This window comes from Sphingobium sp. GW821-FHT02B05 (genome assembly GCF_059421905.1).
Map to the genome: position 1 here is coordinate 525233 of NZ_JBWKVW010000002.1, position 18084 is coordinate 543316.

Annotated in this window: 12 protein-coding genes; 6 read left to right on the forward strand and 6 right to left on the reverse strand. The window is 64.9% G+C overall.

All coding sequences use genetic code 11. The features are described from left to right. Positions 1-29 precede the first annotated feature (29 nt). The 4 genes from AC07UX_RS11970 to AC07UX_RS11985 are packed head-to-tail and all read right to left on the reverse strand — an operon-like array spanning position 30 to position 4793. On the reverse strand, positions 30-896 hold the full coding sequence (locus AC07UX_RS11970) for a glucosamine kinase nucleotide-binding domain-containing protein (RefSeq protein WP_495192222.1): 867 nt from the start codon (positions 894-896) through the stop codon (positions 30-32). Continuing rightward, positions 893-2590: a D-lactate dehydrogenase gene (gene dld / locus AC07UX_RS11975; RefSeq protein ID WP_495192223.1), complete on the reverse strand. Its 1698-nt coding sequence runs from the start codon at positions 2588-2590 to the stop codon at positions 893-895. The genes AC07UX_RS11970 and dld overlap by 4 nt, the downstream gene beginning before the upstream one ends. Next, positions 2587-3738: an N-acetylglucosamine-6-phosphate deacetylase gene (gene nagA / locus AC07UX_RS11980; RefSeq protein WP_495192224.1), complete on the reverse strand. Its 1152-nt coding sequence runs from the start codon at positions 3736-3738 to the stop codon at positions 2587-2589. Before nagA ends, dld begins: the two co-directional genes overlap by 4 nt. Next, complete coding sequence (locus AC07UX_RS11985; RefSeq protein ID WP_495192225.1) at positions 3735-4793, reverse strand: SIS domain-containing protein; 1059 nt, start codon at positions 4791-4793, stop codon at positions 3735-3737. Before AC07UX_RS11985 ends, nagA begins: the two co-directional genes overlap by 4 nt. A gap of 172 nt (positions 4794-4965) precedes the next feature. Here AC07UX_RS11985 and AC07UX_RS11990 point away from each other — a divergent pair, with 172 nt between their 5' ends. Genes AC07UX_RS11990 through AC07UX_RS12005 form a run of 4 tightly spaced genes read left to right on the forward strand, consistent with a single transcriptional unit; the run spans position 4966 to position 9114 of the window. Continuing rightward, the gene (locus tag AC07UX_RS11990; RefSeq protein WP_495192226.1) at positions 4966-5856 is read left to right on the forward strand and encodes an N-acetylmuramic acid 6-phosphate etherase; all 891 of its coding nucleotides are present in this window, start codon (positions 4966-4968) and stop codon (positions 5854-5856) included. Between the two features lie 6 nt (positions 5857-5862). Beyond that, positions 5863-6594, forward strand: coding sequence for a GntR family transcriptional regulator (locus AC07UX_RS11995; protein ID WP_495192227.1), 732 nt, complete (start codon positions 5863-5865; stop codon positions 6592-6594). Next, positions 6595-8088: an MFS transporter gene (locus tag AC07UX_RS12000; protein WP_495192228.1), complete on the forward strand. Its 1494-nt coding sequence runs from the start codon at positions 6595-6597 to the stop codon at positions 8086-8088. A 9-nt stretch (positions 8089-8097) separates the two neighbouring features. Further along, on the forward strand, positions 8098-9114 hold the full coding sequence (locus AC07UX_RS12005; protein WP_495192229.1) for a serine hydrolase domain-containing protein: 1017 nt from the start codon (positions 8098-8100) through the stop codon (positions 9112-9114). Here AC07UX_RS12005 and AC07UX_RS12010 read toward each other — a convergent pair. After that, positions 9111-10244 (reverse strand): serine hydrolase domain-containing protein, encoded by a 1134-nt coding sequence (locus AC07UX_RS12010; protein WP_495192230.1) that lies wholly within the window; start codon positions 10242-10244, stop codon positions 9111-9113. The genes AC07UX_RS12005 and AC07UX_RS12010 overlap by 4 nt on opposite strands. 193 nt (positions 10245-10437) lie before the next feature. On the opposite strand from AC07UX_RS12010, the gene dacB reads away from it, so the two are divergent. Further along, positions 10438-11880 (forward strand): D-alanyl-D-alanine carboxypeptidase/D-alanyl-D-alanine endopeptidase, encoded by a 1443-nt coding sequence (dacB, locus tag AC07UX_RS12015; protein ID WP_495192231.1) that lies wholly within the window; start codon positions 10438-10440, stop codon positions 11878-11880. 122 nt (positions 11881-12002) lie between these two features. On the opposite strand, the gene AC07UX_RS12020 is transcribed toward dacB, so the two are convergent. Continuing rightward, the gene (locus tag AC07UX_RS12020) at positions 12003-14384 is read right to left on the reverse strand and encodes a penicillin acylase family protein (RefSeq protein WP_495192232.1); all 2382 of its coding nucleotides are present in this window, start codon (positions 14382-14384) and stop codon (positions 12003-12005) included. 506 nt (positions 14385-14890) lie between these two features. Here AC07UX_RS12020 and AC07UX_RS12025 point away from each other — a divergent pair. After that, positions 14891-17668 (forward strand): TonB-dependent receptor plug domain-containing protein, encoded by a 2778-nt coding sequence (locus AC07UX_RS12025; protein ID WP_495192233.1) that lies wholly within the window; start codon positions 14891-14893, stop codon positions 17666-17668. Positions 17669-18084: the final 416 nt, after the last annotated feature.

Genomic DNA, 18084 nt, shown 5'->3' on the forward strand with positions numbered 1-18084 from the left:
TCGGAACCGCCGACAATATCGCGGTAACCTTATCGACTATGATCCTGACGCGCCAAAAGCAGCGCTCCGTCCAGCGGATCGCCCAGCGGCGGGCTCAATCGCGCCACTGTCCGTGCCCTCAGCCAGGGCTGCATCCGCTCGGCCAGTCCGCCGACCAGCGTGCAGCGGCTTGCCCCCCGCTCGAAGATCGTCTCGATGAAGCGCTCGATATGCTGCACCGCATCCTCCACGATCGATCGGGCGATGGCGTCGTCCGCTTCCGCATAGTCCATTACCAGCGGCGCGAAACTGCCATAATCCTTGGGGCTGGCCTTATCCATCCAGCCGATCGCCTGCGCCGTGTCATGGCCAAACCGCTCCGTCACCGCGCGGCTGAGCGGCGTTGCCTGCGATCGCCCGTCCAACGCGCGCAAGGCATGGCGCATGGCGCTCAGGCCCAGCGCTGCCCCGCTGCCCTCGTCGGAAATGGGAAAGCCATAGCCGCCGATGGTGAAATCCCGGCCGCCCGCACGCACCTGCGCTATGCTGCCCGTACCCAATATCAGTATCGCCCCGTCCGCGCCGCCATGCGCGCCCAGATTGGCGATGAAGCCGTCCGTTTCATAGGCTACCGAAGCAAAGGGAAAGGCGAAATTCTTGAGCGCTTCGCGCACGCCCGGCCGCGAAATGCCGGCGATGCCCATGCCCGCGCGGACCGTTCCGACCTGCGCCGGCGACAGCCCCGCCTGCGCGATCGCCTGATCCGACACGGCACGCAATGTCGCATAAAGCGGCTCCAGCCCGATCCGGGCATTGGCCGTCCCGCCCTGCCCCGTGCCGATCACCGTACCGTCGCCATCGATCAGCCGCGCGCGGCAATTGCTGCCCCCCGCATCGATGCCCAGAAAATAGCTCATCGTTGCGCCTCCTGTTGCGGCTCGCCCCAGTGGCGCTCCCGCGCCGTCTGGCCAATACCCGGATTGCACTGGTTGCGCGGATCGATCCGGCGATAGAACTCCGCCAGATCGGGCTTCGCCTTGTAGAGATGACCGACATTATGCTCGGCCGGATATTCCGCCCCGCGCGCGTCCAGCAGCGCCCAAATGCGATGCTCGAACGCCAGCGGGTCCACGCCCTTGCGCACGATGTAATCCTGATGGAACACATGGCACATAAAATGGCCATAATAGAGGCTATGGAGGCTCTGCGCAGCCAGATCGGGCGGCAATATCTCCTGCCAATCCAGCGCATTGCGTGGCAGCGCCACGTCCAGCGGCACAATATCCTCGACGGCGTCGCGATGCACCGCGCGATAGCGCACCGCCGCCCCCGCCGCGACGAAACGATGCAGGAAGGCCTTGGCCGCCAGCGTCGGACTACATTCGAAATATTCGCCCTCCCCGGCTGCAAACAGGCTGGCGAGCAAGGCGCGCGTCTCCGCCACCGCCGCCAGCGGCATTTTGAGCAACAGATGATGCTCGAAGCGATTACGGTAGGCGCGCATCTCAGGCGGCAGATGGTCGGGCAGCAACCGGCCGATCCGCTGCATCAACCGGTCGCTGAAGCCTGCGCCGACAAAGGGCAGCGCATCGACCCGCGATTTCAGCGCGAACAGCCGGGGCAGCCGGTCCGTCCCCAGCCGCTCGATCGCCACAAACATGTCCTTGCCATAACGGTCGGCAATGTCGAATGCGGCGCGATGCATATATTCGCCCGCTACCGGCAGCTGGCTGAACCCGCCCAAAATGGCGCGCCGGATCGCGGTCAACTGCGCGGGATCGTTGGTCCCGATGTAGAAGCTGGTCGCCCCTTCCTCCTTGACGAAACTGTCGAGCCGCACGGCAAAGACGATCATCTTGCCCGCGCTGCCCGCCGCTTCGAACAGACAACGACTGTCGGCATTGAAGCGAGCGGGCGTTGCGCTGTCGATATCGCACACATGGCTGGCATAGTCATGGTCATGGGCCCGGCGGTCCGCCGCCGCATCGACATCCCCAGCCGAAAAATCGCCGCTTTCCAGCCGCCGCAGCATCGCTTCGGGATCATCGCCCAGCGCCACGCCCAGATGATTGACCAGCCGCAACATTCCGTCCGCACCGACCTGCGCATAGAGGCTGAGCTGCGTATAGGCCGGCCCGCGCTGCACCAGCGATCCGCCCGAATTATTGCACACGCCCCCCACCACCGACGCGCCGAAGCAGGAGGAGCCGATCACCGAATGCGGCTCCCGCCCCAGCGGCGCCAGTGCCTTTTCCAGCGCATAGAGGGTCGTGCCGGGCAAACAGATGACCTGCGCGCCGTCGCGGATCAGGTGCAGCCCGTCGATCCGCGTGGTGCTGACGATCACGCAACCGCCCGGATAATCGTCGCCATCGGGCGTCGACCCGCCGGTCAGCCCGGTGTTGGACGCCTGCATGATGATCGACACGTCCGCCGCGACACAGGCCTGCACCACGCGCCATTGCTCGACCAGACTGCCCGGCCGCACCACCGCCAGCGCCTCGCCCGATCCGGTGCGATAACCATGACGATAGCGCGCGGTCGCCTGTCTGCCCGTCAGTACATGGCGCGGCCCGACGATCGCGCGCAGCCGGGGCAGCAGTTCGGTCATTCGCCGCGCGCGTCCATCTGCCCGCCGATCCAGGTTCGCCGCACCCGCCGGTCGCCGTCCAGATGGACCAGATCCGCGCGCAACCCCGGCGCGATCGATCCCGTCTCTGCCTCCAGTCGCAGGAAGCGCGCCGGATTGCCGCTCGCCATCAGCGACGCCTCGACCATGGAGCAGCCCATCAGGTCCATCGCGTTGCGGAACGCCTGCGCCATGCTGAGCGCCGATCCCGCCAATGTGCCGTCCGGTCCGCGACAGGTGCCCTCCACCACATGGATGGCCTGGCCCATCAGGGTGAAGCTGTGCTGCGCGCCGCCTACCGGCGGCATTGCGTCCGTCACCAGCATCGCCCCCTCCAGCCCGCGCGCCGCCACCGCCACGCGCAGGGCGGCGGGGTGGACGTGCAATCCATCGACGATGAGTCCGAAATGGCTGTCGCGATCCAGCAATGCGGCGGCGACCATGCCCGGCTCCCTGCTTCCCATTTGCGTCATCGCGTTGAACAAATGGGTAAAGCCGGTCAAGCCTTCGCGCAACGCCGTGACCGTCTGGTCATAATCGGCCAGACTATGGCCCGCCGCCACCAATATCCCTGCCTCATGCAACGCCCGGATCGCGCCCGGTGGCGCCAGTTCCGGCGCCAGCGTCACGATCCGCCGCCCGGCCGTCGGCAGCGTCAGCCGCGCCAGCACCTGCGGATCGATGGCGGTGAATTTGGCGGCGTCATGAATCCCCTTCTTCACCGGGTTAAGGTGCGGACCCTCGATATGTACGCCCAGCACGCCCGGCACGCCCCGTGCCAGCGCCTCTTCCCCCGCTGCGATCGCCGCATCGACGACATCGGCGTCATCGCTGATCAGCGTAGGCAGCAGGCCCGTCGTGCCGAACCGCCGATGCGCCCGTGCGATCGCGCTGATCCCCTCCACATCGGGCCGGTCGTTCAACAGCACATCGCCGCCGCCATTGACCTGGGTGTCGATGAAGCCGGGCAGCAGCCATCCGCCCTCCAACGCAACCGTCTCGCACTCATCCGGCAGAGCATCGCGCGCCACGATGCCGACGATGCGCCCTTGGTCGATCAGCAGCGCGCCATCATCCACGATCCGGTCCCGCCGCACGATCGCCGCGCCGACAAGCGCCTGCACGCTCATAGCGTCCGCGTCACCTTGGCCAGATGCGGCGGCTTGTCCGGGTTGCGCCCCCGCGCCAGCGACAGCGCATTGGCCAACCCGTAAAAGCTCTGGATTTGCGCGATCGAGCCGATCACCGGATGCACATCCCATTGCCCCGGCAATGCCAGCGTCGCCGCCGCGACATCATCGGGATGCCCCGCAGCGATCACCTGCGCGCCACGCGCCCGGAAATCCTCCAGCCGCTCGCGCAGGCCGGTGCGCGCTTGGTCGACCGGCCCCAGCGCCAGCACCGGATCGCCCGCGCCGATCAGCGTCATCGGCCCATGCGCCACCTCGGCAATGCTGAAGGCTTCGGCATGCAGGCTCGACGTCTCCTTGAACTTCAGCGCCGCTTCCCCCGCGATCGGCAGGGTCAGGCCGCGCCCCAGCACCAGCATATTGCCCGCATCGCACAGCAACGGCACAGCCCCGGTCCAGTCGGCCGCTACTGCCGCCTCCAGCACATCGCCGATCGACCCCAACGCCTCCAGCAACGCCGCATCTTCGCTCCATTCCGCCACCAGATGCGCCAGCGCGACCAGCGTGCCGATAAAGCTCTTGGTCGCCGCCACGCTGATTTCCGCCCCCGCATGAATGGGGATGCAGATGTCCGCCATCGCCGCCAGCGGCGACGCGCCGTCATTGACGATGGCGACCACGAGCGCGCCCTGCCGCTGCGCATCCGCCGCCGCCGCGATCAGGTCCGGACTGCGTCCCGACTGCGAAATGGCGATCAACGGCACCCCTTTGAAACGCGGCGACGTCGCCTTGTAGATCGACCCGATCGAGGGCGCATGGCTCAATGTCGGCATACCCGCCCGCGTCTCCAGCAGCACCTTGGCAAAGGCCGCCGCCTGGTCCGAACTGCCCCGCGCCAGCGTGGCGGCAAAGGGCGGCGACAGTGCACGCAGCTGCGCCCCCGCCTCCCGCATCAGATCGGCATTGCGCGCAATTTGCACGCTGCAACGCTCCGGCGCTTCCGCCGCCTCGCGCGCCATCAGCGTGGCGCGACTCTCACCCCGTATCGCGATCATGCCGAAACAATACCAAATGGATGAAAAAGCGCAATTGGAATTAATTTGGTTGCATCGAAATGCGACAGGGACAATACCACATGCCAGAAGTGCCGCTTGCGCGCATCGTGCCTGCCGCGCATGAAGTTGAACCGATCACAGCCGGGCGTCAACGGTCCGCGACGGAGCATATATGAGTACCGAAGCCATCGACCCGCGCTATGTCGATATCGACCAATGGCCGACCATTCGCGCCGTCGAAGCGATGCTGGAGGGCCAGATGGCCGCCATCGCCGCGGTCGGATCGCAGGCGGGCGAGATCGCACGGGCGGCCGAAGCCGCCGCAGCACGTCTCGGCACGCAGGGCAGACTAGTCTATGTCGGCGCCGGCACCTCCGGCCGCATCGCGGTGCAGGATGGCGTCGAACTCTACCCCACCTATAACTGGCCGCAGGAACGGCTGCTCTTTCTGATGGCGGGCGGCCTGGCCGCGCTCACCGAAGCGGCCGAAGGGGCGGAGGATGACGCCGACGCCGCCCGCGCGGAAATCGCCGCTGCCGCCATCGGCCCACAGGATGTCGTGATCGGCGTCGCCGCCAGCGGTCGCACTCCCTATACGATCGCCGCCATTGCCGCCGCCCGCGCGGCCGGGGCGCTCACCATCGCTGTCGCCAATAATCCTGACACCGCTTTGCCGGCCGCCGCCGACCATGGGCTGGTCGCCGAAACCGGCACCGAAATCGTCGCCGGATCCACCCGGATGAAGGCGGGTACCGCGCAGAAGGCGACGCTCAACATCCTGTCCACCGCGATCATGCTGCGCATGGGCCTCGTCTATCGGGGGCGCATGGTCAATATGCGCATTTCCAACGAAAAGCTGCGCTTGCGCGGCGAAGCCATGGTGCGCGACATTGCGGATGTGGACATGTCAGCCGCATCGCGCGCGTTGGATGCGGCCGGGCAGGACATCAAGCAGGCGGTGCTGGTCGCCATGGGGGTGGCAACCGACGAAGCGCATCGTCTTCTTGAAATGCATGGCCAGGATCTGCCGTCCGCGATGCGCGTGGTACAAGAGGGGGAATAGGGCGAAATGCGTGAAAAACTGGTCGCGCGCGGGGAAGATGGTACGCCGCTCTACCTGCAACTGGCGCGCAATCTGCGCGATCATATCGAAAGCGGCGGCATCATACCGGGCAACGCCCTGCCGTCCGAACGCGACCTCAGCGAAATGGCCGGCATTTCGCGCGTCACCGTGCGCAAGGCGATCGAACAACTGATCGAGGAAGGCGTGCTGTTCCGCAAGCAGGGATCGGGCACCTTCGTCGCCCGCCGGATCGAAACGCCCGCCTCCGTCCTGTCCAGCTTCACGCATGACGCCCTGTCGCGCGGCGAAGATCCCGGCGTCATTTGGATGATGAAAAATTACGCCCATCCGACCGAGGAAGAGGCCGCTGCGCTGGCCATATCCCCCGCTGCCCGCGTCGCGCGCCTTGGCCGCGTGCGCCTGTCGGGTGGCGAGCCGCTGGCGATCGAACATGCCGTCATTCCCGCCGATTGCCTGCCCGACCTCGCGACCATCGGCGATTCCCTTTACGAAGCGATGGGCCGGAGCGGCTTTCGCCCTACCTCCGGCACGCAGCGCGTCCGCGCCTCGCTCGCGACACCGACCGAAGCCGGCCTGCTCAGCGTTCGCCAGAACAGCGAAGTGCTGCGGATCGAGCGCCTGACCCGCATCCCCGGGGGCCGGGCGGTCGAATTTACCCGCTCCGTCTATCGTGGCGACCGCTACGACTTCGTCACCGAACTCAAGGAAATCGGCTGAATGACCGCATCGATCGCCGCCGACCTGACCGAAGCCCCCACGCCGGAGCGCCCACCGCTCCGTACGCTTGGCCTCTATCTTCTGCTCGGCTTTTCAGCCGGCCTGCCCTTTTACATGTTCAATGCAGTGCTGACGCTGCGGCTCGCGCGTCATGGCATCGACATCGTCATCATCGGCTTCTTCGCCTGGATCGCGCTGCTGCCGACCTTCAAATTCGTCTGGGCGCCCTTGCTCGATCGCTACAGCGTCCCCGGCTTCTCCCGCTTCTGGGGCCGGCGACGCGGCTGGATCATGCTGTCGCAACTCGGCATCTTCTTCTCGATGGTCGCCATGGCCTTCACTTCCAGCGACCAGAGCCTGCCGCTTACCGCCCTGTTCGCCATCCTTTTGGCCTTCTGGACAACCACGCTGGAGGTCGCGGCCGATGGCTGGCGCATCGAACTGGCCCCAACACAGGCGCAGCAGGGCCCGATCGTCGCCGCCAATCTCTGGGGCTATCGCAGCGCCATGGTCGCTGCGGGCAGCGGCGCGGTGCTGGTCGCCGCCTGGGCGGACTGGACCTGGGCCTATCTCGCCATTGCCGTCGCCGCCTTCCTCCCCTTCCCCATTCTCGCCGCCATGCGTCCAGAACAGGAGAGCGCGAAAGGCCGCGCCAGTGCGCTCTTCAGCGGCACTCTCGTCAGCCTCGTTATCCTCGCCATCACCGGCACGGCGACCGCCCTGACCGGCTGGGCGCTGCTCTCGGCCGTGCAGGGCGCGGGCTTTTCCGCCCAGACCAATGTGACGCCGATCGTCCTGGCGGTCGCCCTGCTGCCCTTCGTCGCGCTAGCCATCGCCCTGCCCCGCATCCGTCGCCTGCCCGCCGATGCCCCCGCGAAAATGCCTGGTTTCATCGCCCCCTATGTCGAGATTTTCTGGCGCTACGGCTATGCCGTGCTGCCGGTGCTGGCCTTCGTCTCCTTCTACCGCATGGGCGATGTGCTGACGCTCACCCTCTCGCACCCGCTTTGGAATGCGGCCGGCTATAGCCTGGAACAGATCAGCATGGCCGACGGCGTCGTCGCCCTCACCTGCTCCATGGCGGGCGTGGCGCTGGGGGGCCTGTGCGCCGCGCGCCTGCCGATGACGGTCGCGCTCGTCATCGGCGCCTGCGCCTCTGCCATCGGCAACTGGGTGTTCGTGTGGCTATGGTATGCCGAACCCTCCGCCTTCGTCCTCTATGTCGCGGCGGGCGTGGACCAGTTCGGCCACGGCCTGGAAGGCGCTGTCTTCGTCGTCTATCTCTCCATGCTGGTCAGCCCGCGCTACCCTGGCACCCAATATGCCTTCCTGTCGGGCTTCGCCTTCCTGCTGCCCCGCCTGATCGGGGGCGCGGCCGGGGCGATCCAGAAACAGATCGGCTATGACGGCTTCTTTATCCTGTCGGGCGCCTTGAGCTTGGCCGCCATCATCTTCCTGCCGATCGTCATGCGCGTTCGGCCCAGAACAGCCTGAGGGTTTCCGATGATCGACCAAATCTGCGAAACCGCTTTCGCTCCGGCGGCGCAGGCGGTGGCCAGCGGCCGCATCCCCGGCGCAACGCTGGGCGTAGTCAACGCCGACGGCCATAGCGCCATACGCCTCGCCGGATCGGCCGCCATCCTGCCCGAACGCGAAACATTGACGCGCGACCATTGGTTTGACCTCGCCTCCGTGTCGAAGGTGATCGCCACCACCACCATGATCCTGCAACTTGCCGAGCAAGGCCGGCTCGACCTCGATCGCCCTCTGACCGACGCCATTCCCGACCTGCGCCAATATGACGTCGCCAATGCAGCCGAGCGCAAACTCACCTTCCGCGACTGCCTCGCCCATCGCAGCTTCCTGCCGGCCGTCGAGCCGATCTACACTTATGGCGACGATCCCGCCCGGTTGCGCGCCTTCGTCCTCCAGCGCGAATGGCGCCACGGCCCGCCAGTCTATTCCGATATCAATTTCATCCTGCTGGGCATTGCGATCGAGCGCATCACCGGCGCGCCGCTCAGCGACTGGCCGCTGGGCGATGGCCTGTCCTACGGCCCGCCTCCCGGCCCTGCCGCCGCGACCGAGGCGTGTAGCTGGCGCGGCCGGGTGCTCAAGGGCGAAGTGCATGACGAAAACGCCGCCGCGCTGGGCGGCGCGCCGGGTCATGCCGGCCTGTTCGGCACGGTCGATGGCGTGCTGACTTTCGCACGATCGATGCTCGACGGCTCGATCCTCTCTCCCGCCATGCTGGCTCAGGTCCGCGCGCCGCAACTGGGCCACCGTACCTGTGGCTGGGAACGCGCCTTTGCCGGCTGGTCGGGCGGCGACGCCTGTTCGGCCGAAACGATCGGCCATACCGGCTTCACCGGAACGGGCCTGTGGATCGATTTCGACCGCGGCCTTGCCTGGACCCTGCTCACCAACCGCGTCCATCCCACCCGCCATGCCGACAGCGGCATCTTCACCCTACGCCCGGCCGTGGGCGACGCGCTGATCCGGGCATGGGATAAGGCTTAGGGGATGCGCCCCTGCGCCAATCCTTCCTCGACCGGCGTATAGGCGCTGATCGCGCCCCGCCCGGTCGGCACATCGGTCGCGAAATAGACGACGCCGGTGCCATTTTCGGGATCGACCCATAGCCCCGACTTCAGGCCGTAGGCATCGCCGGCATGGCCGATACGCTGCCGGCCATCGCCGAACGGATCATCGGCGCAGCCCTTGGCAGCCGTAGCCAGGAAGGCGATCGCCAGACCATAGCGACAGGTGAAACCGGTGTTGGTATCACCCGTATCGGCTTCACCGGTCACGCCATTGGCGGCATCGACGCCGCCATAGGTCCATAGCGGCGTCATAAGTTGCGCCATGCTCTTCTCGCTCAAAAGGCGTCGGCCATCTACCACGCCCCGCCCCAGCAACAGGCGCCCCACCGTTGCCAGCCCGCGCGCCGAAATCCGCAACCCGCCCTGCGGCGAGAAGATCGCGCCATTGCGGCCTGCAACCCAGGTCGACAGGTCGCAGCTGCCATCGCTGGCCGGCGTCACCGTACAGCCAGGCCTGGCGCCCTTATTATCGTCCCGCACCGGCTGCCCATCCTGATAGAGCACAACCGCCTGCGCCGCCCGAGCATCCGAACAGCTCGACCAGTTATAGCAGGCGTCCAGCTTCAGCGGCTTCAGCACCAGTCGATCCATCAACCGGTCGAACCGCTCTGCGGTCGCCCGCTCCATCACCGCCGCGACAACCGGAAAGTTGAGATTGGTATAGGCATACCAATCTCCCGGCGCATGATCGGCATCCCATGCTTCGGCCTTGTCCAGCGTGGCCCGCATGTCCGCATCCAGCGACAGCGCATAGCCCGCCCGGTCGACCAGCCCCGACCGGTGCGACAATAGCAGGCGCAACGTGATCGGCCGGTCGGGAAAACCGGGATGACGCAGCCTGTAGCCCAGCCAGTCGGACACGTCCTGGTCCAGATCGAGCTTGCCCGCCTCCACCAGCCGCATCACGCCGATCGCCACCACCAGCTTGGAAATGGACGCGACCCGCACCGGATCATCAATGGTCAAAGCCCGCCCGGTCGCCTTGTCGGCGGGGCCGCTGACCTTGCTGCCCGTCACCCCCTTGCGATCGAAGGCCAGCCGCACCATCGAGACCGGCGGATGAGCCGAAGGGGTCGCAGCGGCAACGGGAGTGGAAGCGAGGGCCAAAAGAAGGGATAACATACCGGGCAGGCTAGTCTGATCCCCACCAGCGCCGCAAGTCCCGCTCATTGCCGCAGGTTATGGGTCATCCCATTCACACCCTATTCCACCGGTCTGCTTGCGGTCTATGATCCGCCTCATGCGCCTCATCCTCACCCTGCTCGCCCTCACCCTGCCGCTGACCGGCCTCTCCGCCCAGAATGCACCGCCGCCGCTCATCGCCGCGGTCGAACAGCAGCTGGCTCAGGGGCCGGCCGGCACGCGCTATGGCCTGCTGGTCGCCACGCTGGAGGGCGATCCGATCCTCGCCATAGCCCCGGACCAGCGCTTTATCCCGGCTTCCAATACCAAGATGTTCACCACCGCCACCGCCTATGCCGATCTTTCCACCTTGGACGCAGCCGCGCAGGGCACGGGCGTCCGCCTGGAACAAGGCGACGTCATCCTCGTCGGCTATGGCGACGCCCGCCTGTCGAGCGCCGAAAATTGCATGACCGATTGTCTCCAGACGCTGGCCGACGCGGTCGCGGCCAAGACCCGCCATGTCCGCAATATCGTTGGCGATGACAGCTGGTTCCCGGACGAGCGCTGGGGACCGGGGATGAGCTGGAACAATATGCAGTCGCGCTATGGCACCGGCATTTCCGCGCTGACGCTGGATGATAATGAACTGACCGCCTCGGTCGCGCCCGCCACGATCGGTGCCGTACCGGCCGTCACCGCGCCTGCTTATTATGCGATAGACAATCGCGTCACCACCGTCCCCGGCAAGGACGAAGCAATCACGGCCGACCGCGCGCCCTATGCCCGCATCATCCGCCTGACCGGCACGATCGGCGCGGACGCGCAACCCGCCACGCTCCATTTCAGCATCGACGATCCGGCTCATTATGCCGCCTGGCGGCTGCGCGACCTGCTCGTCGCGCGCGGTGTGAAGGTCGACGGCACGGTCGCGGCCCGCCATCGCCCCCTCTCGCCCGCGGATGATCCGGCCATCCGTAAAGGCGCGCCCGCCGCCCAGCCACCCGCTCAACCCCTGCTGGCCCAACTCCCCGCTTTGCCGCTGGCGGACGACATGCGCATCATCAACAAGCAGAGCCAGAATCTCCACGCCGACCTGATGCTGCGCCGGGTGTCCCGCGCGCAGGGGAGCGGCTCGATCGCCGACGGACAGGTCGCGCTGCACCGGTTGATGGCGCAGGCGGGCCTGCTCGAAACCAGCTACGGTTTCGCCGATGGATCGGGCATGTCCTCCTACAACCGCATCACGCCGCGCGCGGCTGTCACCCTGCTGACATGGATCGCACGCCAGCCCTGGGGCCTGGCCTGGCGCGATACGCTGCCGATCGCCGGGCGGGACGGCACGCTACGTGGCCGCTTCAAGGGCACGTTGCTGGAAGGCAAGCTGTTCGCCAAGACCGGCTCGCTCAACGCCGCCCGCGCCGTTTCTGGCTATTTCGTGACGAAGAGCGGCCGGACTTTGGTCTTCTCCGCCCTTGCCAACGACATGCCCGACGGCACCGACGGACAGGCCACCGCCGCCGTCGATCGCGCATTGGTCGATATAGCGGGCGCGCTGTAACAAACGCCGTTCGCGTCGAGCCCAGTCGAGACACGGTCGGCGCAACCGCTTCTCGATCTTGGCCTGTCCTGAGCGCCTGCCTCAGCAGGCAGCCGAAGGGCTCGAAGCGACCGGATATTTTTCTAGCCCGGCAATATCTCCATTCGTTCGACCGCATGCCGCTCCACAGCGTCGCGGCTGAACCAGAGCGGCTGCATTTCGCCTGCCAGCCAGCGCGGATAGAAGTCGCGATAACGCGCCGATCGCGGATCGGCCGACTGGCCAGGTAGCAGCAGGAAGCGGCTGTTATCCCAGGCCCCCACATCCGCGACCATCAGATAACTGGCCCCATGCGACACCTGATAGCCGCGCTTGGGATTGAAACCGCGCGCCATCGGCGTGAAGCCGTCGCCGCCCGATCGCCCGCCGTCGATTTTCGGGAAAGCCGCCGATATACCCGGCAGCGACGCCAGGGGGTGCGTCAGCGTCACCCGATGCAGATCGCCCCAACGCCATTGCGCGGGATCAGCCCCGCCTTCGGCCAGCGCCTTTTTCCAACCGGCGATCAATGCCCGCTCTATCAACCCGTCACGCATCAGTGGCGGGTTCGGCCCCAGCCTTGCGTCCGGCGCCGCCAATATGCGCAACATTTCATAAAGGTTGATCGATGGCACAAATTCCCGCGCCGCCGCCGGCAGGATCAGGTCGCGAAAGCCCGATTGCAGTTCGGGCATCACCATCTCATAGAGCAGGGCCGCGCCGCTGTCCGCCTCCAGCCCGCAATCCCAGCGTTTCAACAATGCCGCAGCTGGCTGGGCTTCGGGCAACAGCTTCTCCGGGATCAGCTTCACCAGCGCTCGCGCCGGCAGCGACTGGACGTCATGCTGGAGCGCGATGCTATCCTCGATCCGATGTCGGGGCTGGCTGCGCAGTACTTCGGATATGCGATCATAGCGGAAAGGATCGCTCCAGTCGAAGCTGATGATTTTCTTCGCGTAGGGATAATCGGCCGGGATATTGAGCTGATTGGCCGACGCAAACCAGCCTTCCTTCGGATTATAGACGGACGGCATCTCTTCGATCGGCAAAATTCCCGTCCAGTCGAAATCGCCATCGCCGGGCGCCGGGAACAGCCCATCATGCTTTGGCCGCTTGGGGGTAAAGCCGATCGTCTGCCAGCCGGTATTGCCGTTCACATCGGCATAGTGGAAATTGGTCGGCGACACGTGGATCTTGAACGCCTGCCGTAGCGACGACCAATCCTTGGCCAGATTGATCGCGATGATGGCAAAGCGCATATTCGCGCCCGGCAGCATGCTCGCCGTGGCAAAGGCACTGGCCCGCTGTCGCGCCGCATCCTGCGCCACGATCGGCCGTCCTTGCGCATAGCGCAACGTCACCGACTGCGCGGGCCCATCCTTGACCGCGATCTCGTCCTCATGTCGTTCGAACCGCTTCCACTGTCCCTTGTGCCAGTAACGCTCCGGATCGTCCTTGTGCGTGCGAAGGATGAACAGGTCGGTCTGGTCGATGTGGAAATTGGTCCTTCCAAAAGCGAAACGATCGGTATGCCCCTGCATGATCCCCGGCAGGCCCGGCGCGCCCGCGCCGATGACGTCCAGGCCCGGCGCGGTCAGATGGATCATGTGACGCGGGCTGGTCCCGCCGATCCCCAGATGCGGATCATTCGCCAATATCGGTCGCCCGGTCGCGCTGCGCGAGGCAGCGATGGTCCAGGCATTGCTCCCTTGCGCGAAGCGATCGGCACGCCGCTCCGCCCGGTCGAGCGAGGCTTCCTGGATCGCGTCGAACGGCACCGGTCGGTTCGCCGGGTCCAATATGCCCAGATCCGCATCGCTCACGGCCGCACAGTCCAGCCCTTCGGGAACGGTAAATGCCCAGGCCGGGCGCAACGGCGCCATCAGCGCGTCATGCGCCAGCAACCCCTTCGCTTGCATCTGTGCGCGGCGGACTTCATCGTCGGCATCGCCCATGCCGATGCCCCGGTTGCGCACCAGATCGCGCACGTCCCAGCGCAGCGGCGTCAGGTTCAATATCCCATATTCCAGCGGCATCTGGGCCGGGTCGACCGTCAGTTCGGCGATCCGCGCATTGACGCCGGCAACATAGCCCCGTGCACATTCCAGCACGCCGGGGGGCAGGGCAGCCATTTCCGCCTCGATATCGCCGCGATAGAGGAACAGCCGGGCAGCCTTGTCCGCCGCCACGAAGCGCGGTCCGAAAGCTTCGGCCATACGCCCCATGTCGCGGCGATAATCCATGTCGATCTGAAACAGCCGGTCGCGCGCCACCAGATAGCCCTGCCCGAAATAGGCGTCGTGCAAAGACTGTGCCCGCACATGCGGCACGCCCAGTTCGTCCTCGACAATCTCGATCGGCGCCTTCGCCCCCGCCGCCTTCATCCGCAGCGGCTTTCCGCCCCGCACGACCGGCCTGCCCATCAGCCCGCCGGGCAGGGCAAAAGCGGCCACACTGGCCAGAAGAAACGCTCGACGCTGGATCAATACAGCCTCCTTATGTTGGGAAATGGGGCGGCTAAGACTATCGCAGCCAGGCCGTATTGGCCTATAGTAAAGCCGATCGGCGCCTATAACTGCAAGCTATCCGTAGCCCAGCAGGGCCAGGCTATACCAGCCCGCCATTCCATCCGGCTATACCTGTATGCGATCAAAGTAATACCAAATCTATTGACCAGCCGTGACCACCCTGTAACCTCCTTGTCATGGAACCGGCTTTCCGTTCGTCGAGCGGACCTGGCTGGAGTCGTGATGACAGCATGGTAGGAACCGGCGGATGGCACGAATGCCTGCCTGCGGTCATGTGGTAGGAAATAGGGTAGGGCCAGACCGGCGCAACAACGCCGCGCACGCACAAATGCGCGCGGCCTTATCCTCTGACAAGGGGGTTTATATCTATGCGTGATTTCAGGCGAATTCGTCGGTCGTTTGGCCACCCCTCCGGCCTCGGTCTGGCAATGACGGCTCTGGCCCTTGTTCAGTCTGCCCCCGCCATGGCTCAGGATGCCGCCACTCCACAGGACAGCGCTCAGGCGGCCCCCGCCGATCAGATCGTCGTCACCGGCAGCCGTATCGTGCGCGACGGCTTCAAATCGCCCACGCCCCTCACCGTCATGACGCAGGAGGCGATCCAGAACCAATCGCCGACCAACAATATCGCAGACCTCGTCAACCAAATGCCCGCTCTGGCAGGCAGCACCCGCCCGTCCAACTCGCGCCTCGCAATCAGTTCGGGCCTCGCGGGCATCAACACGATGAACCTGCGCAACCTGGGCGAAGTCCGCACCCTGGTTCTGCTCGATGGCCGCCGTTCGGTGGGATCGACCATTACCGGCCTCGTCGATATCAACACCTTCCCGCAAGCGCTGGTGAAGAGCGTGGAGATCGTGACCGGCGGCGCGTCGGCCGCTTACGGGTCGGATGCGGTCGCCGGCGTGGTCAACTATGTCCTCGACAAGAAATATGAAGGCTTCAAGGTGAATGCCGACGCCGGCATCACTGACAAGGGCGACGGGTTCAACTACAGCTTCAACGGCGCGATAGGCAAAAGCTTCGCCGACGGGCGCGGCCACATCCTGCTGTCGGGCGAATATGCGCACAGGGATGGCATTTTCGAGGTGGATCGCGACTGGAATCAGCTCGGTTATCGCACCATCACAAACCCCAATTATACCGCCACCAACGGCCAGCCGGCCAATCTCGTCGTGCGTGGCGCAGGTACGTGGAACAGCACGCCGGGCGGCATCATACAGTCGCAGGTGGGCGGCACGACGGCGCTGCGTGGCACATATTTTGCGCAGGGGGGCGTTGCCCGGCAATATCAGTTCGGGTCCGTTACGGCCGGTACGCAGACGGTCGGTGGCGATTATCAACTCAACGACACATCCCGCCGCATCGGCCTCGACGCGACGGACGACCGGCGCGGCGTGTTCGGCCGCCTGAGCTATGAACTGGCCGACTGGATCGAAGTGTTCGGTGAGGCCTCGTACAACTGGAACAAGACGTTGTTCAATGCGGGGCCGCAAGCCACGACATTCACCCTGCGTGGCGACAACGCCTATCTGCAACAGGCGCTGGGCGCTGCCGCCTTGACCGGTGTGACCTCGGTGACGCTGGGTTCATCCTCTGCCGACATGCCCTATCGCAAGAATAATAGCAGCCGGGAGGTTCAGCGCTATGTGATCGGCGCGGGCGGCGAGTTCCAGCTGTTCGGCAAGAAGGCGGTATGGGACGCCTATGGCCAATATGGCCAGACCGATACGCATGAGCTGTTGCGCGACATCATCAACACGACCGCACTGGCCAATGCGACCGACGCCGTCTTCGCGCCTGCCGGCAACGCGCTGGGCGTGGCGGCGGGTACCATCGTCTGTCGGTCGAGCCTGACCAGCCCGGCCAACGGGTGCATTCCATTCAACCGGCTGGGCATCGGCGTCGGCAATCAAGCGGCGATCGATCAGTTCCTGGGCGATCCCTATCGCGATCAGCGATTTAAGCAGACGGTGGCCGGCTTCAATATCTCGGCTATTCCGTTCGCCACCTGGGCCGGCGATGTCAGCGTCGCGGTGGGCGCCGAATATCGGAAGGAAGAAGTGTCGGGCTATGTGCCGACTGAATATCAGTCGGGCTGGTCGGTCGGCAATTTCCGCGCCACCTTCGGCAGCTACAATGTCAAGGAAGCCTATCTGGAAACCGTCATCCCCCTGGGTCTGGGTGCGGAATTCAACGGCGCGGTGCGTGGAACCGACTATTCGACGTCGGGCTATGTCACCACCTGGAAGGCCGGCCTGACCTGGCAGCCCATTCCCGATATCCTGCTGCGCGGGACCAGGTCGCGTGACATCCGTGCGCCCAACCTCAACGAACTCTATCAATCAGGTACGTCGCGAACCAATACGTTCAGCACCAGCAGCGCCTATGGCCAATATGCCGGTGCGACCTTCCGAGAGCTGACGACCGGCAATCTGGCGCTCGCCCCGGAAAAGGCCGACACGCTGACGCTGGGGGGCGTGCTACAGCCGCGCTTCGCGCCCGGCCTGTCCATTTCGGTCGATTGGTTCCGCACCAAGGTGAAGGATGCGATCAGCCAATTCTATGCCGACGACATCGCGCAACGCTGTAACGAAGGCATTCAGAGCTTCTGTGCCGCCATCGTTCGCGACCCGCTGGGCGATCGGGATTATTATGTGACGGCGCAGCCGTTCAACTTTGCCCAGGTCAAAGTGCGCGGCATCGACTATGCGGTAAACTATAACCTGCCGATGGACCGCCTGTTCAACAACGGCAGTTCCAGCAGCCTGACGCTGAACGGGACGGCTACCAACTATCTGGAAAATCTGGTCGATAACGGCATTTCGGTGCCGGTCGATACGGTGGGTCAGAATAGCGGCCAATCCAGCACACCCGACTGGATCTTCCGCCTGTCGGCGACGTTCGACACGCCGACCTATTCGATCACGGCCGTTGGTCGTGGCGTCAGTTCGGGAACGTACAGCAATACCTATATCGTTTGCACGACCGACTGCCCGACAAGCACGGCGGCCAATCCCACGATCGACAACAACCATATCAAGGGCACATTCTACACCGACCTTAACCTCACCGCAAAGATCAAGGTCGCCGGTTCGGACGGACAGTTGTTCTTCAACATCACGAACCTGTTCGACAAGGATCCGATCCTGCTGCCCGAAACCGGCCTGTCGGCCAACTCGACCTATAGCGACCTGCTGGGCCGCAGCTTCCGCATCGGCGTACGCTTCAACACAAATTGATAATCGATAGAGACAGGAGGAACAGGGTGGGGGATCGTCGATCCTCCACCCTTTTTCTTGGGTAGGTGAGCCGATGGGCAATTCGATCGCCCGCTAACGATCATAATATTTCGCAAGAAACTGCGCTTGTATGACGCGCCAGCTTCACGGCGCGCGGTGCGAAAAGTCCGCATTCCAGAAGCGACGGTCTGCGCATGGGATCGATGATGGCAGCCTAGGGCAGCGCGACACTAACTGTAACAAAGCCCAGCATCGCATCGGACTGTCCTACATACACAGCGACACTATAAAAGACCGGATGACGACCCGTACCAAAGGCCTGCCACGTCTTCCCGAATTTGTAACATTGTTGCCGATAACTGTTCTATTATATCAATTTCAGCGGGAAATGTGCGAAGTTAAGCGGACGAATTCCT

Coding starts and splice junctions, on each gene's coding strand:
- AC07UX_RS11970 (WP_495192222.1), bottom strand. CDS start 896: ATGAGCTATTTTCTGGGCATCGATGCGGGGGGCAGCAATTGCCGCGCG.
- dld (WP_495192223.1), bottom strand. CDS start 2,590: ATGACCGAACTGCTGCCCCGGCTGCGCGCGATCGTCGGGCCGCGCCAT.
- nagA (WP_495192224.1), bottom strand. CDS start 3,738: ATGAGCGTGCAGGCGCTTGTCGGCGCGGCGATCGTGCGGCGGGACCGG.
- AC07UX_RS11985 (WP_495192225.1), bottom strand. CDS start 4,793: ATGATCGCGATACGGGGTGAGAGTCGCGCCACGCTGATGGCGCGCGAG.
- AC07UX_RS11990 (WP_495192226.1), top strand. CDS start 4,966: ATGAGTACCGAAGCCATCGACCCGCGCTATGTCGATATCGACCAATGG.
- AC07UX_RS11995 (WP_495192227.1), top strand. CDS start 5,863: ATGCGTGAAAAACTGGTCGCGCGCGGGGAAGATGGTACGCCGCTCTAC.
- AC07UX_RS12000 (WP_495192228.1), top strand. CDS start 6,595: ATGACCGCATCGATCGCCGCCGACCTGACCGAAGCCCCCACGCCGGAG.
- AC07UX_RS12005 (WP_495192229.1), top strand. CDS start 8,098: ATGATCGACCAAATCTGCGAAACCGCTTTCGCTCCGGCGGCGCAGGCG.
- AC07UX_RS12010 (WP_495192230.1), bottom strand. CDS start 10,244: ATGGTGCGGCTGGCCTTCGATCGCAAGGGGGTGACGGGCAGCAAGGTC.
- dacB (WP_495192231.1), top strand. CDS start 10,438: ATGCGCCTCATCCTCACCCTGCTCGCCCTCACCCTGCCGCTGACCGGC.
- AC07UX_RS12025 (WP_495192233.1), top strand. CDS start 14,891: ATGGCTCAGGATGCCGCCACTCCACAGGACAGCGCTCAGGCGGCCCCC.